Origin of the sequence: Vibrio sp. 1151_11 (assembly GCF_029478525.1) — a bacterium.
GTDB lineage: Bacteria > Pseudomonadota > Gammaproteobacteria > Enterobacterales > Vibrionaceae > Vibrio > Vibrio anguillarum.
Window position 1 is genome coordinate 199,502 of record NZ_SHMN01000003.1, and the last position, 15,643, is coordinate 215,144.

The following is a 15,643-nucleotide window of genomic DNA, read 5'->3' on the forward strand; positions in this document are numbered from 1 at the left end:
GACCTCATTCGTTGCGCATTTTTTATTAAAAAATATTTGTAATACATCCTTACAGCTTTGTTCACATTTCATTCATTAAATATTTGCTTAAATAAAATCACCAATATTTATAAGGTTATTTAACTAATGAAGCACAACAAAATCATCATTGCTATACACTGGGTTATAGCATTACTGTTCGTATTGCTGTTTTTAAGCGATTCATTTCGTTCATTCTCCGATAAAGGTAGCGAAATGCGAGTGTTATGGCTGAACTTACATGCATGGTTTGGAGTCGCTGTTTTTGGATTATCGATGATTCGTTTAGCCGTAAAACTAAGCACAACAGCACCAGCGCCAGTGTATGAAAGTGACCTTATGCAGAAGCTGCTATATGGAGCGCATGCTGCCCTTTACCTCCTTACATTGCTTGTTCCAATCAGTGGTTATCTTCGTTTTGCAGGAAAAGGTCGGACATTAACTCTGGCAGGCGATGCTATTCCCTCATTGATAGGTAAGAGTGATTGGCTTTATAACATAGGGAAAACTTTACACGGTGAAGTAATGCAGGTGATTGTATTGACTGTTATCGGTGGTCATATCGCAGCGGCTCTTTATCATCACTTCATCGTAAAAGATCAGGTCATGGCACGCATAAAACCGTGATTAACTCGGTGATAAAAAGGAGCATAATTGCTCCTTTTTTAGCTAACGCTGGCTTACTATCGCTCTCACTAACTCTAAATCTTCTGGTGTATCTACCCCTGCAGGCGGTGCTTCTTTAGCAACGGCAACGTGAATTTTTTCACCATACCACAGTACTCGAAGCTGCTCTAAACACTCAATTTTCTCAAGTACACTGGGTTGCCAGTTGATATAAGTATTGATGAAACCAGCCCGATAAGCGTAAATACCAATATGACGTAGCAATGGCTGAATCACCGTTTGACCACCAGTTGCAAAATTGTCTCTATCCCAAGGAATTGTCGCACGGCTGAAATACAGCGCGTAACCCTCTTGATCTGTTACCACTTTAACCGCGTTAGGGTTAAACACTTCAGCTTGATCAGTAATTTCCACCGCTAAAGTCGCCATCGGCGCGCTACTGTTGGCTAAATTGTTAGCGACCTGCTTGATGATGCTCGGTGGAATGAGTGGCTCGTCACCTTGTACGTTAACAATAATGTGGTGATCGGCAATGCCCATTAATTTCACCACTTCGGCTAAACGCTCAGTACCGGACTCGTGATGTGATGATGTCATACAAACATTACCACCAAACGCATGGACAGCCGCTTCAACACGAGCATCATCAGTAGCAATAACGACCTGCTCAGCTCCCGATTGTAATGCTTGCTCATAAACCCACTGAATCATGGGTTTACCGCCGATATCGGCCAAAGGTTTGCCAGGTAAGCGAGTTGACTGATAACGAGCAGGGATAACAACGGTGAAAGCCATTATCGTCCCTCATCCATCGTCATGCTGCGCGCTTCTGGCTCAAGCAACACAGGAATCCCTTCTTTTATTGGGTAGGCCAAACGATCTAACTTACAAATAAGCTCTTGATTTTCTTTATCATAAGTCAACTTACTTTTACATACAGGGCAAGCTACAATTTCAAGCAGACGGTGATCCATATGACTCCATTACCTCTTTTATTTTATCCAAAATACGCCTTTCATCTGGCGAACTAAATTGCGCAGAAACGGGAAGATACCACCAGTTTTCTTGTGCAAAGGCCGCACATTTCACTGCGTCTTTTTCTGTCATGATGACGTTTGCTCCATGTTGCGCAAGCGCCTCTAATTCTGAATATTGATACTCTCGGTGATCAGCAAAACCTTGGGTCAATACCGTCTTTGCACCTAAAGCTTCTAATGTATTGAAAAAGCGCGTGGGATAACCAATGCCAGCAAAAGCCACTAATGCAGGTAACTGGCTCACTGGCGCTTGCTGACCTGTCACTAAGTTAACGGCTAAGCTAGGTGAAAGGTGCATAGCCAATTCGCCATATTGAGCTTGACCGCCATTAGTCACAATAAAATCAACTTCCGATAACCGAGAGAGTGGCTCTCTTAACGGACCTAAAGGCATGAACTGCTCATTACCGAAGCGACGAACGCCGTCCACGACTGCAAATTCGAGATCACGCTCCAATGCATAGTGCTGAAGGCCATCGTCAGTGATGATCACATCAACACCCAACGGAAGCAGGGCTTGCACTGCTTGTGAGCGCTTTGGTGCAACAGCAACCGGAGCCCCCGTGCGCTGGTGAATCAATTTAGGTTCGTCACCGCAGTGAGCGGTTGGCGTATCACTTTGCAGCACTAATGGATAAACCGGAGCCTTACCACCATACCCACGCGAAACAACTCCTGGTTTGAAGCCTTGTTCTTGTAAAGCTTCCACTAACCATACAACCAACGGTGTTTTACCATTACCACCCGCAGTAATATTACCCACCACCACCACAGGAACGGGAGCCTTATAGCGCTCTTTTTTGTTCGCTTGGAATGCTCGCTTACGTGCTTGACTGACCAACCGAAACAAGACACTCAGTGGCCACAACAGTGGCCACAACAAAAAACACGCTGGGTGATGTCCGAACCAGATTTTTTCAATCACTGATTAGTCACCAAATTGAATTCGATGTAGTTGGGCATACGCCCCATCCTGTGCAATTAACTGAGCATGATGACCACGTTCGATAATTTCACCCTCATCGACCACTAGAATTTCATCGGCTTCTTCAATCGTCGACAAGCGGTGCGCAATGACCAATACCGTTTTATTCTTTTGTAGCTCTTCAAGTGCTGATTGAATCGCTCTCTCAGATTCTGTATCCAACGCAGAAGTCGCCTCATCTAGGATAAGTACGGGTGCATCACGTAATAACGCTCGAGCAATCGCTACTCGTTGACGTTGACCACCCGATAAACTGGCTCCATTCTCACCAATCATGGTATCCAAGCCATCAGGCATGTTATTGATAAACTCCATGGCATGAGCAAGCCTAGCCGCGTGCTCAATTTGCTCACGCGTATACTCATTTTCTGCCGCGTAAGCAATATTATTGGCAATGGTATCGTTGAAGAGGTGAACATTTTGCGAAACCAGCGCAAAGTGGGTGCGCAAGTTCTTCAGTTTATAATCGCGAATATCATGATCATCTAGATAGATAGCACCTGAATCGACATCATAAAAACGAGTCAAGAGGCTCGCGATAGTACTTTTCCCTGAGCCGGAACGCCCAACAAGCGCGACCGTTTTACCTTGAGGGATCTCAAAGCTCACATGAGACAGCGCTGGTTTTTCTTTACCTTGATAAGTAAAGGTCACATCCTGAACTCTAACGTCACCACGTACTTTTTCGGCTTCAAACTGGCCAGTGTCGCGCTCGGTTTCTAAATCAATCAGCTCAAATAATGTTTGGCTGGCCGCCATACCACGTTGAAAATCGGAGGTAACACTCGTTAACGCTTTCAGTGGCCGCATCAAGCCAAACATTGCCGAGAACACCACCGTAAAAGTACCTGGTGTTAATTCAGCACGAATAGAATCAACGCTGGCTAAAAACAGCACAGTGACAAGTGCTAAAGAAGCAATCATTTGAATAATAGGGTCAGCAGTGGACTGCGCCGCAACCAGCTTCATTGTTTGTTGACGCATTTGATTGCTGACATGGTCAAAACGTTTACGCTCTACGTCTTGTCCACCATAGCTCAGCACGACTTTGTGCCCTTTTAGCATCTGCTCTGCTGAAGAGGTCACATCACCCATGGTGGTCTGCATCCCTTTTGAGATCTTGCGAAAACGTTTAGAGACAATACCAATCCCCATCGCAACCACTGGCGCAACCACGATTAATACCAAAGATAACTGCCAGCTATTCCAAAACATCAAGGTCAATAGGCCGATGATACTCGCACCTTCGCGAACAATGCTGACCAATGCACGACTGGTCGCCCCAGCCACTTGCTCTGAATCATAGGTGATACGTGATAACAGACCACCCGTTGATTCTCTATCAAAAAAACTGACAGGCATGTGCATGAATTGATTGAAGATTTTTCGACGCATCAACATCACAACATTGCCAGAAACCCAGCTCAAGCAGTACGAGGAGACAAAGCCACTTAAACCACGTAGCGCCATCATCCCCAAAATAATAAAAGGCAGCACTCGCAAGAAATCGGATTCCGCATTCCCAAACCCTTCATCTAGAAGAGGCTTAAGTAATGACACCATATAGGTGTCAGAGACCGCATTGATTATCAATGCGACAACCGCAACTGCTAGGCCAGATTTATATAGGCGGATATAGGTCCACAGGCGTTTGAAGGTTTGCCAAGTGGTTTCGTCAGTATTGAGTGACATAGAAATGCTTTGTTTTTAAGAAAATATTGCGCTCATTCTACCTCGTTACGGAGCATCTGCCTATACCAAGCCTGAGAGCGAGAGATACGCAAGCTGCTAACTTGATAATTCTGCATGCCAAAAATAACGCTAATTTGCCCTGCTTCACCCGTATCCAACCAGTTTGCTCCATGTTGCTGGTAGCGTTGAACAACCTGTGCGGAAGGTAATTGCCAGCGTCCGCCTTTGGCGAGCGAGGCAATAGCGACCTCAGGATTCACCTTACGAATCAAAGCAACAGTAGAAGATGTCCTACTACCGTGGTGTGGTACAAGCAGGATATGACTTTGTAAGGATTGCTCTGTTCGCGCAAGTAACCACTCACTCATGGCATCCACATCCCCGGGTAAAAGCACTGAAAAACCGGTGTTTGGGTCAAAGATTCGAATCACGCAAGAGTGAGGATTGTAAGCCCGCGCTACAGTTTTTGGTGGCCAGATAACATCAAAAGAGAGTTGTTGCCACTGCCATTGTTCGCCAGCAATACAAGGTTGGTAACCCGCTATCATTTGACTAGCACGTTTCCATTTAGGCTGCCAAACACGCTCAACTTCCGCTCTTCCACCTGCATGGTCGTTATCCAAGTGACTCAAAATCAACCCGTCTAATTGCGTAGCTCCCCGTTTGTTTAACACGGGGGCAACTGTTGCCTGGATGTGATCACCGCCTTGCCAACTTGCACCAGTATCATAAAGCACATAGCGTCCTTCTTTTTCGATCAACACTGCCAACCCATGCCCAACATCTAACACATCAATCCGCCAACCTGTTTTTATCGGAATGGTGAGCCAAGAAACCATCACAATGAGGCTGTAAACCGCCAGTGCAAAACGCGAGATCAACGGTGAAAACACAAACAGCAACAGAGCACTGCTCAACAGAGCCAAAACAGCCCCAGAAATAGGAAACCAACTGAGGCTTGAATAATGTATTGACCAATCAACTGGAATGAGTAATTTGGCCACCCAATGCCACACCATAGGTGCGCCATCAAAAGTCAAAAACGTACAGACTAAAGCCACAAAGATCGCCGGAACCACCACAAAACTGAACCAAGGAATAAACACTAAGTTATAGAGCGCCGCACTGGTACTGACCCCACCGAAAAAATAAGCGGTTACCGGAAGCATACACAGCACTAACCCAATCTGCATCGTCAATAAACGCCATAAAAAAAATCGATTAGTTTGAGGTAGAGAAAGTTGGTAGAACACCACTGAGACAGCAATAAAGGACATCCAAAAGCTACTGGATAACGCAGCAAAAGGATCGATAAGCAGCACCGCCGATAACGTCATAAGCAGTCGCTGCAAAGTATTGATACGGACATTGAGAACAATCATCGCCACATTGAGCAAACACATGATGAGCGCGCGTTGAGTGGGCAAGGTAAAGCCAGCCAACCAAGCATAGCCTAGTGCGCACAAGCTTCCTACGACGAATGGCGACCACCCCATGCGATGATGCAAACGCATCAATACGAGCCCAAGGCTATAACCAAAACCAAACGCGATGCCAATGTGCAGACCAGAAATGGCAACCAAATGAATCAGCCCACTGTCTCGTAATGCTTGCCACTGTGCCGTTGAAATATCACTGCGCTCACCAAACGTAAGCGCCATTAAAATACCAAGATTGGGATCATCAGCGAGCCAGGTTTTGATCTTCTGGTACCATTGTGCTCGCCATTCTGGTAATGATTCAATGCGATAAGACTGTCCATTATTAACCGTTGCACGAGCCACAATACCTTGGCTCAAAGAGTACGCCTCTGCATCAAACCCGGTCTCATTTAACCGACCAAAGATAGGTTTTACTGTGATGGAGAATTCAGCCACGTCACCATACTTCAACGGCAAAGGAGCAATTAATCGCACCTTGGGCCGCAAAAAAATGCCTAAGGTTTGACCATTGATTGATCGAATCGAAATTGTTCCTTCATAACCATGAGTAATTTGTCTAAAAAAGCTGTTAACCTGTCCGTTTATGGTAATATCCGAACCTGTCTGAAAAATAGTGTTGGACTGCTCACGTAATAAGTTCCCGCTGATCACAATGACCATTAAAGCCATTGTTACTCCTGAGAGAAAGCGCAGTTTTCTATAACCGACAGAGAGTATAAGAATGGCGAATAGAGGCATAATCCATTTCCAATCTGGCATCCAAGGCCAATAAGAAGCAGAAATGGCGGTTAGCGAAAACGAAGCTAGGGTCCAGTAATTAGATAAGAGAGTCATGTCACGATGCCAAGAAAGTTCATCAAACGTTTTATGCCTAACCATGAAGTGATTAAGCGTCAGAAGGCATTGAAAATTTTTGGCAATGTGCTGTACAACCCCAATTTATGGTGTTTGAACCGCCGCTCAGCAGCGGGCGCCTTCGCCGTAGGTTTGTTCATGGCTTTTGTTCCACTTCCGAGTCAAATGATCATGTCCGCTGGCCTTGCCATTATGTGCGGCGTCAATTTACCGCTCTCTGTAGCCTTGGTTTGGATTAGCAACCCCATCACCATGCCAGTGCTGTTCTACTTCGCCTACAAGCTTGGCGCATGGGTAATGCAAACACCACCACAACCATTTCACTTTGAACTCTCTTGGCATTTTATCATGCAACAAATGAGTACCATTGGTCCGCCATTCCTTTTGGGTTGCATGATGTGTGGAGTGATCTCCGCCATAATCGGCTACTTCGGCATTCACGGTTTATGGCGCTATTCTGTCGTAAGAAGCTGGCAAAAGCGCCAAACGAGATAAAAGCTTCAAGAGATTGAGACTGGCTATACAACTGAGCATGTAAAACGATGTCGCATGATGTTGAAAAAGGACCAAATGGTCCTTTTTGTTTGCTAAAAATAGCTCAATGCTGATGCACGAAAAGAATCCGAGTTGAGATTATTTAGCGCTAAGCACAGACGCCGGATTCAGTTGACTGGCCCTAGAGGCCGGATACCAAGTAGCTAATAAGCTCAACACAATCGCCGTCGAAGAGACAAGCACCACATCCGATAGGTTCACTTGTGATGGCAAAAAGTCGACAAAATAGATATCACCAGACAAAAACTGATGGCCGACTAATCGTTCTAATCCTTTGATTAACGCTGTTAAATTCCACGCAATCAACACACCTAACACGCCACCTATCACACTGCCTAATACACCAGAGAAAACACCCTGCCAGACAAAAATTCGTTTTACTAATCCATCGCTCGCGCCCATAGTGCGCAAAATGGCGATTTCAGCCGCACGATCTTTTACCGCCATCATAAGTGTTGAAACGATGTTGAAGCTCGCCACACCAATCACCAGCACCATCACCAAATACATAATGGTCCTGACCAGCTGAATATCACGGTGCAAAAAGCCAAACTTTTGCTGCCAACTGCGTAGATAGACGTATTGATCAAGCGTATTGCCGACCTCTCTTACAATTTGAGTTGCATTTAATACCTCTGAGACCTTGATAGCAACGCCCGTCACTCGCTCTCCTAATTTGGCGTAAGCTTGTGCATCTGCCAATGGCACTAATGCAAGGCTGTGGTCAATTTGGCCATTGAGTTCCAAAAGCCCTGAGACCTTGACGCGCACGCGCTTTGGCGCTTGAACTTTAGCGCTCTCATTCGCAGAGGGGATCATCAAAGTGACATAGTCACCGACTGCCGCGCCCAATTTATCCGCCACTCCTTTGCCTAAAATGACCTGTTGCTGACCTGCGACAAAACCTTGCCATGCATCGGAAGAGACAAATTGAGATAAACGCGACACGGCGCGCTCCATTTGCGGATCAATTCCGCGCACCTCAATCGCTTTCAGTTGTGCGCCTTTCTCTGCCAGCGCCGTCAATTTTACATAAGGAGCGGCCGCTTCCACTTTTGGATGCTGCACGGCTTGCTTGACTAATGACGACCAGTTTGCGATGGGTTGTTGAACCCCTTCAAACTCTCCGTGTGCAATGACAGATAACACGCGATTCTGCAGCTCTCTCTCAAAACCATTCATCGCCGACAGGCCCACGATGATCACCGCAACGCCCACGGCGATACCGATAATGGAAGAGAGCGAGATAAACGACACCATTTTATTACGCTGCTTTGCCAGGCTAAAACGCCGACCAATCACTAAAGAGAGCGAGGTGAACATCTACGGTGCCTCCACATTAATCAGCAAACCATCTTGCATGTGCATCTGTCTGTCCATTTTTGCAGCAAGTTCGCTATCATGCGTTACCACTAAAAATGCCGTGCCAAACTCTTGATTCATTTGACGCATCAAATCATAAATCGCCAGCGCCGTTTTGTGATCAAGGTTGCCCGTAGGCTCATCGGCTAACACCAAATCGGGTTGATTGACAAGCGCTCGCGCAATCGCTACCCGCTGCCGCTCTCCACCAGAGAGCTCAGAGGGTCGATGAGATAAACGATGTCCCAACCCCACTTTTTCTAACAATGCTTGCGCGGCCTGTTTAGCACGCGATGCTTTTTGGCCACCAATAAGCAACGGCATGGCAACATTCTCAAGAGCGGTGAAATCGGCTAATAAATGGTGGAACTGGTACACAAAACCCAAATGTTGATTGCGAATGTTCGCTTGTTTATTGGAGCTTAAGCTCGATAAATCCTGACCTAAAAACGACACTGAACCTTCGGTTGTCTCATCCAGTGCACCCAGAATGTGCAATAACGTACTTTTCCCAGATCCAGAAGTCCCAATAATTGAGACTAACTCCCCCGCTTGAATGCCAAAACTGACGCCTTTTAGCACTTGAGTCCGTAGCTCCCCTTCTTGGTAGGTTTTGCATACGTTATGGCATTGTAAAAGGTTATTCATATCTTAAAGCCTCGGCAGGTTTTACGGATGACGCGCGGTAGGAAGGAAACAGTGTCGCGAATAAGCTGAGCGTAATGGCTGCTATCACCACCAACATAATTTGCATGGGGTTAATCACTACAGGCAGCGTTCCCCCCACAGAGAACAGCGCTACACCCATGCTTTCTAATAATCCATTGAGGTTATTGGCAAGCAATACGCCTAACACACCACCGACAAGCGCACCAATCACTCCACTACTCGCGCCTTGAACCATAAAAATGGCCAGTACTTGTTGATCTGTCATGCCTTGCGTTTTCAAAATCGCGACCTCAGCTTGTTTTTCCATCACCACCATGATCAACGCGGAAATGATATTGAAAGCCGCCACGCCCACAATCAACCCAAGCATCAAACCCATCATATTTTTTTCCATGCGAACAGCTTGGAACAACTCGCCACGCTGATCTCGCCAGTCACTCCATTGCCACCCCCCAGGCAAAGGTGCGCTAGCTAGGTCTGCGACCACAAAAGGATCGTCAAAAAAGAGCCGCCATCCCGACACAGTATTTGATGGTAAACGGAGCAATCGCGCTGCATCTTTGATGTGCGTCAGCATCAGCTGTCCATCCACATCAGACCCCGTATTGAAGATGCCTGCGACTGTAAAATTACGCTGCGCAGGAATACGACCTAAGGGGGTAAATTGGCTAGCTGAAGTGACCATCAAACGCACTTTATCGCCAATTGTCACGTTGAGCGCACGCGCCAGTGAATGGCCAAGGAAGAGTTGATATTCGCCCGGCTTGAGCGCACTCACTTGACCCGCAATCAAGTGCGCCGCAATCGGATCATTTTGATTAGGTTCAATTCCCACCAACAAGCCTGTGGCCAGTTGCGATGAGCTTTGAACAACCGCTTCACTGCGTACAATCGGTTCAGCCGCTCTGGCGCTAGAGAGCTGGCTAATGAATTGAGGCACATCTTGCGTGAGCAAAGTGCGATCGCCATTTTGCGAAACTACAGCCTGAGGCAACACACCTAAAATTCTATTTTTGAGCTGGGATTCAAAACCATTCATGACCGAAAGCACCGTCACCAGTGACATCACGCCAATGGTTATCCCCGCCGTAGACATATAAGAGACAAATCGACTGAATCTATCACCGGATCGCCCACGTAAATAACGCAAGCCAATGAACGCCGAAATAGGATGAAACATAAGAAAAACCGCCTAAAAGTGATGCTCAGTACTGTAACGAGAAACGGTGGAAGGTTGTAGCTTTAATTTGCCAAAAATCGGTTAAATAGACTCGATAACAAGGACATACCTTGATTAGTTCGCCGGTATGACGATAATCAACAAAGCGATGAGAAGGATGCCTTTATGACCGAGCAAGAATTTTTTACGGTTCACTATGGACTGACAACCAATATTGAACTTTTAGACAGCACATTTATGCTACCTTCCCAATCAATATTTGAAGCGGAGATTCCTGCCCCATTTATTGTGGCCAGTGAGTTTAGCCAGTTGGATGCACTCACCGAAAGTGCACGACTAGAACTGAAAAATAGTGATTTCAAGCACGTCGTTCAGTTACTTGATACTCAAAATTCGAAATTGAATTTGTTGCTGACCTTTATGTTATCACAGCAAGATGAGCCACATTCACGCTTCATCACCAGCACATTTGGTGCCAGTCGCTTCTCACTTCGTTACCCAAACGCACTAGAAATTGGTACCCAAGCCCGCTGTAAACTGTTTTTGGACCACCCTGCAGCCGCTATTTATTGCTATAGTTCGGTGATTGATTGCCAAGCGGACGAGCAACACTATCTCATCACGATGAAATACGATTTACTGCGAGATACTGACCAAGATCTCTTGATTAAAGCCGCACTGTACCAGCAGCAAAAATTGCTGCGTCAACGCTCTTTAGACCGAAATAAACCATAAGCGTTCTCATGACTACACACTCTTTACTGACTCTGATTAAACCTGCTGGCGCGGGCGACAAAAAACACATTGGTAACCTACGTGGTGCAAGCCTTGCGTTGGCAATTGCAGAGCTGGCCAACCAGCATAATAGCCACACTTTACTGGCTGTACCTGATCCTCAAACCGCCTTAAAGCTGCAGCACGAAATTGAGCAGTTTAGTGACGCCGAAGTGGCGCTGTTTCCTGATTGGGAAACTTTGCCTTATGATAGTTTTTCGCCTCATCAAGAGATCATTTCTGATCGCATCGCGCGCCTATATCAATTACCGAGCTTGAAAACAGGCATTACCATTGTGCCAGTGAGCACCATATTGCAGCGTCAGACGCCGCGAGAATTTCTGCTACAGCATACTTTAATGGTCAAAATCGGTGATCAATTTTCCTTAGATAAATTACGTCTTCAACTGGAAAAATCGGGCTATCGTCATGTTGATCAAGTGTTTGGCCCAGGCGAATATGCCAGCCGAGGTTCGATTCTTGATTTATTTCCAATGGGCAGCAGCGATCCTTATCGCATTGATTTTTTTGATGATGAAATCGACACCATACGCACCTTCGATCCTGATAATCAACGCTCAATTGAAGAGATCAGCGAGATACGCTTACTGCCTGCTCATGAATTTCCCACCACAGAAAGTGCCATTGAAGATTTTCGCACCCGCTGGCGTCAACGATTTGAAGCGCGTCGCGAACCAGAATCAGTCTATATGCAAGTCTCAAAGGGGATTTGGCCCGCAGGTATTGAATACTGGCAACCGCTATTTTTTGAACACACCGAAACCTTGTTCGATTATATCGCGCCAGAAAGCCAACTGATTGTCGTAGGAAACATCGAAACAGCGATTGACCAGTTTTTAACCGACGTCGAATATCGTTACCAGCAGCGTAAAGTTGACCCTCTTCGCCCGTTGCTGCCACCTCATGAATTGTGGCTTAAAAAAGATGAGCTTTTTAGTCTTTTCAAAAACGTGGCTCAAATACAACTCAGCATCGAGCCGATTGCCGAAAAGCAAGGACGAATCAATTTAGCGGTCAGTGCATTACCCGACTTGGCGGTCATGCATCAAAATAAAGAGCCTTTAGCCGCCATCCGGCAATTTAGTGAAAGTTTCACTGGGAAAATCATTTTTTCCGTCGAATCAGAAGGCCGTCGCGAAGCATTACTAGAGCTATTGCAACGCGTAAAACTGCGCCCTATCGAAAAAGAAACCTTCCAGCAAGCGTGCCAAGCAAAAGAAAAACAATGTCTCGTATTAGGGGCATCTGAGCACGGCTTTATCGATAACAATGCTAACTTAGCGTTCATCTGCGAAAGTGATTTACTCGGTGACCGTGTCATTCTTCGCCGTAAGAAAGATCGTAAAGTCACCAATAGTGACGCTGTCATTCGTAACTTAGCCGAACTCAAACCAGGGCAACCCGTTGTTCATATTGATCATGGTATCGGCCGTTATCTCGGGTTACAGACGCTTGAAGCGGGTGGCATGATGACCGAATACGTCACCCTTGAGTATCAAAACGAAGCCAAACTTTATGTCCCTGTCGCTTCATTGAATCTCATTAGTCGTTACTCTGGCGGCGCGGAAGAAAGCGCACCATTGCATAAACTCGGGGGTGAAGCATGGACCAAGGCACGACGAAAAGCGGCCGAAAAAGTCCGTGATGTTGCTGCGGAACTGCTGGATGTTTACGCCAAGCGAGAGCTCAAACCAGGCTATAAGTTCGCTCTGGATCGTGGCCAATACGCGACCTTTAAAGCAGGTTTCCCATTTGAAGAAACCGATGATCAAAATACAGCTATCAACGCCGTGCTATCGGACATGTGTCAGAAAAAAGCGATGGACCGATTAGTGTGTGGTGACGTTGGATTTGGCAAAACAGAAGTCGCCATGCGCGCCGCCTTTGTTTGCACCGACAACAATAAACAAGTGGCCGTATTAGTGCCGACAACCTTACTCGCGCAGCAGCATTTTGAGAACTTTCGAGACCGATTCGCTAACCTGCCGATCCGTGTCGAAGTTTTATCACGCTTCAAATCAGCGAAAGAGCAAAAGCAGATTCTACAAGATGTCGCCGACGGCAAAGTCGACATTTTGGTTGGCACGCATAAACTGCTTTCCAGCGAGCTAAAATTTAGCGATCTTGGTCTTTTGATCGTTGATGAAGAACACCGTTTTGGTGTTCGCCAAAAAGAAAAAGTGAAAGCGATGCGTGCTGATGTGGATATTCTTACGCTAACGGCAACGCCGATTCCGCGCACGTTAAACATGGCGATGAGCGGAATGCGCGATCTATCGATTATCGCCACACCACCCGCAAGACGATTAGCCATCAAAACCTTTGTACGCCAACATGATGACAATACGATTCGAGAGGCCGTATTACGTGAAATCATGCGCGGTGGACAGGTTTATTTTCTACATAACCAAGTAGAAACTATCGACAAAGTGGCCGCCGATTTAGAAAAGCTGGTCCCTGAAGCTCGAATTACCGTCGCCCATGGACAAATGCGTGAACGTGAGCTGGAAAAAGTGATGAACGACTTTTATCACCAACGATTCAATGTATTGGTTTGCACAACCATCATTGAAACCGGGATTGATGTCCCAACCGCGAACACCATCATTATGGACCGAGCAGATAACCTTGGCTTAGCACAACTACACCAACTTCGTGGCCGAGTAGGACGTTCTCACCATCAAGCTTATGCTTACTTACTCACTCCACATCCTAAAGCCATCACTAAAGATGCCGTGAAACGTTTAGAAGCGATTGCATCTCTTGAAGATCTTGGGGCCGGTTTTACTCTAGCAACGCACGATTTAGAAATCCGTGGAGCGGGTGAATTATTGGGCGATGAACAGAGCGGTCAGATCCAATCAATTGGTTTTACTCTCTATATGGAGATGCTAGAGCAAGCGGTTGAAGCATTAAAAAATGGCAGAGAACCTTCTCTTGACGATTTGCTTCGTGAACAAACCGAAGTGGAAATGCGTTTGCCAGCGCTATTACCCGATGATTACATTCCTGATGTAAATACTCGCCTCTCCATGTATAAACAGATAGCGAGTGTCGCTAGCCGAGATGAGCTCGCCGAGCTCAAAGTCGAGTTGATTGATCGCTTTGGTAAGTTACCTGATGCTGCAAATAACTTACTCGGCGTTGCTGAAGTCAAAATTGATGCTGCACGTATAAAAGTGAAGAAAATCGAAGCGCATGAAAAAGGCGGCTACATTGAGTTCTATCCAGATGCTGACATTAATCCCGTCTTTTTGGTTAGACTTCTGCAATCACAACCGAAAAAATTTGCAATGGAAGGGCCAACTAAGTTTAAGTTTGCTGTACCATTAGCTGATAGACGTGAACGAATTCAATTTGTGTCGAGTATGCTCAGCGAATTCCAACAAAACCTGATGCCTAGAGCATAAATTACGCACAAAAAATGATGGAGCCATAATGAAAAAACTGATCCCACTCCTACTTTTGCTTATTTCGATGCCAAGTCTGGCACAACGGCAATTTGACATAGAAGTGATCATTTTTAAGCGTGCAATTGATGCAGAGAAGGTCAGTGAGTCGTGGCCTAACTCATTGCCTGAAATCAATATTCAACGCGCGGGCAGTTTTAGTGACTTAAACTATCGCCAAGAAAAAGGCGTGAAAATGCTGCCTTTTTCCGACTACCAACTTAACGATCAAGCACAAAAACTGAAAAACCACGCCGGCTTTGAAGTGCTATTGCATACGGCTTGGCGTCAAGGCGATCAAGGCAGAGCTTCCGCACCGATTTTCCATATTCAAGCGGGTAAAGATTACTCCGCTAAATTCAATACTGACGGCAGTGAAAAAGTGGCCGTACTAGAAGAATCGCCAGTAAACGGTGTGCTAGAACAAAGCATCGCGAGTCCCCTTTACGAACTCGACGGTAAATTGCAAATCTATGTGCAGCACTATCTTTATGCTGAAGCTACGCTCGACCTTAAAGCCCCGAGTGTGCGAGAAATCATGCTCCAAAGTAAACCATTAGAGTTAGACATTACACCTGAAGAGCAAAATGCCGAGGTTCAACTGGGGAACCTAGAAGCTATCTCCCCAACAGTGGAAAAGGAAGAGTTTTTAAAGAGCTATCGGATGGACCAAAAACGCCGTATGCGCAGCAACGAAACCCACTATCTAGACCATCCATTAATGGGAATGATCATTCAAATTCGCCGCGTTGCAGAATAAAGCCTAACAAAGCGCCCTGCCTGGGCGTTTCTTCTTTTATTCATCTCTCATACAGTTTAGCTCACTGATTTAATATCCTTACCGGTTAGAGTTATTCTGTTGTTAACTATTCTTATTAAAACCAATAACACAACCCTCCTACAGACCGTTCCAATGGTTTGGGTACGTGATCTTCTAAAAGTTAAACTGACAATGTATTTCATTAGTGAGTGTTTCA

At 45.9% G+C, this 15,643-nt stretch carries 13 protein-coding genes; 5 read left to right on the forward strand and 8 right to left on the reverse strand.

Features of this window, described 5'->3' with window-relative positions:
- Positions 1-126: 126 nt before the first annotated feature.
- The gene (locus EXZ60_RS03980) at positions 127-645 is read left to right on the forward strand and encodes a cytochrome b (RefSeq protein WP_017045183.1); all 519 of its coding nucleotides are present in this window, start codon (positions 127-129) and stop codon (positions 643-645) included.
- 42 nt (positions 646-687) lie between these two features.
- On the opposite strand, the gene kdsB is transcribed toward EXZ60_RS03980, so the two are convergent.
- Genes kdsB through EXZ60_RS04005 form a run of 5 tightly spaced genes read right to left on the reverse strand, consistent with a single transcriptional unit; the run spans position 688 to position 6,635 of the window.
- Positions 688-1,440: a 3-deoxy-manno-octulosonate cytidylyltransferase gene (kdsB, locus tag EXZ60_RS03985; RefSeq protein ID WP_013856536.1), complete on the reverse strand. Its 753-nt coding sequence runs from the start codon at positions 1,438-1,440 to the stop codon at positions 688-690.
- Entirely contained in the window at positions 1,440-1,619 is a 180-nt protein-coding gene (locus EXZ60_RS03990; RefSeq protein ID WP_013856535.1) for a Trm112 family protein, read from the reverse strand. The genes kdsB and EXZ60_RS03990 overlap by 1 nt, the downstream gene beginning before the upstream one ends.
- A complete protein-coding gene (gene lpxK, locus EXZ60_RS03995) occupies positions 1,600-2,607 on the reverse strand; it encodes a tetraacyldisaccharide 4'-kinase (protein ID WP_170898581.1) in 1,008 nt (335 codons plus the stop codon). The genes EXZ60_RS03990 and lpxK overlap by 20 nt, the downstream gene beginning before the upstream one ends.
- Positions 2,608-2,610: 3 nt before the next feature.
- Positions 2,611-4,359, reverse strand: coding sequence for a lipid A ABC transporter ATP-binding protein/permease MsbA (msbA, locus tag EXZ60_RS04000; RefSeq protein WP_013856533.1), 1,749 nt, complete (start codon positions 4,357-4,359; stop codon positions 2,611-2,613).
- A gap of 32 nt (positions 4,360-4,391) precedes the next feature.
- Positions 4,392-6,635, reverse strand: coding sequence for a DNA internalization-related competence protein ComEC/Rec2 (locus EXZ60_RS04005; RefSeq protein ID WP_277435312.1), 2,244 nt, complete (start codon positions 6,633-6,635; stop codon positions 4,392-4,394).
- Between the two features lie 6 nt (positions 6,636-6,641).
- Between EXZ60_RS04005 and EXZ60_RS04010 the strand changes: the two genes are divergently transcribed.
- On the forward strand, positions 6,642-7,151 hold the full coding sequence (locus tag EXZ60_RS04010) for a DUF2062 domain-containing protein (protein WP_017042300.1): 510 nt from the start codon (positions 6,642-6,644) through the stop codon (positions 7,149-7,151).
- Between the two features lie 138 nt (positions 7,152-7,289).
- On the opposite strand, the gene lolE is transcribed toward EXZ60_RS04010, so the two are convergent.
- From lolE to lolC, 3 genes are read right to left on the reverse strand one after another with little or no spacing between them, the layout of a single operon-like run.
- Positions 7,290-8,534 carry a lipoprotein-releasing ABC transporter permease subunit LolE gene (gene lolE, locus EXZ60_RS04015; RefSeq protein ID WP_277435313.1) on the reverse strand — a complete coding sequence of 415 codons (1,245 nt, stop codon included), beginning with the start codon at positions 8,532-8,534 and terminating at the stop codon, positions 7,290-7,292.
- Complete coding sequence (gene lolD / locus EXZ60_RS04020) at positions 8,535-9,221, reverse strand: lipoprotein-releasing ABC transporter ATP-binding protein LolD (protein ID WP_277435314.1); 687 nt, start codon at positions 9,219-9,221, stop codon at positions 8,535-8,537.
- Positions 9,214-10,422, reverse strand: a complete 1,209-nt coding sequence (gene lolC, locus EXZ60_RS04025; protein ID WP_277435315.1) for a lipoprotein-releasing ABC transporter permease subunit LolC — start codon at positions 10,420-10,422, stop codon at positions 9,214-9,216. The genes lolD and lolC overlap by 8 nt, the downstream gene beginning before the upstream one ends.
- A gap of 165 nt (positions 10,423-10,587) precedes the next feature.
- Here lolC and EXZ60_RS04030 point away from each other — a divergent pair, with 165 nt between their 5' ends.
- The 3 genes from EXZ60_RS04030 to EXZ60_RS04040 are packed head-to-tail and all read left to right on the forward strand — an operon-like array spanning position 10,588 to position 15,426.
- A complete protein-coding gene (locus tag EXZ60_RS04030; protein ID WP_017048079.1) occupies positions 10,588-11,157 on the forward strand; it encodes a hypothetical protein in 570 nt (189 codons plus the stop codon).
- A gap of 8 nt (positions 11,158-11,165) precedes the next feature.
- A complete protein-coding gene (gene mfd / locus EXZ60_RS04035; RefSeq protein ID WP_277435316.1) occupies positions 11,166-14,627 on the forward strand; it encodes a transcription-repair coupling factor in 3,462 nt (1,153 codons plus the stop codon).
- Between the two features lie 28 nt (positions 14,628-14,655).
- Positions 14,656-15,426, forward strand: a complete 771-nt coding sequence (locus EXZ60_RS04040) for a peptidoglycan binding protein CsiV (protein WP_277435317.1) — start codon at positions 14,656-14,658, stop codon at positions 15,424-15,426.
- The last annotated feature ends 217 nt before the right edge of the window (positions 15,427-15,643 follow it).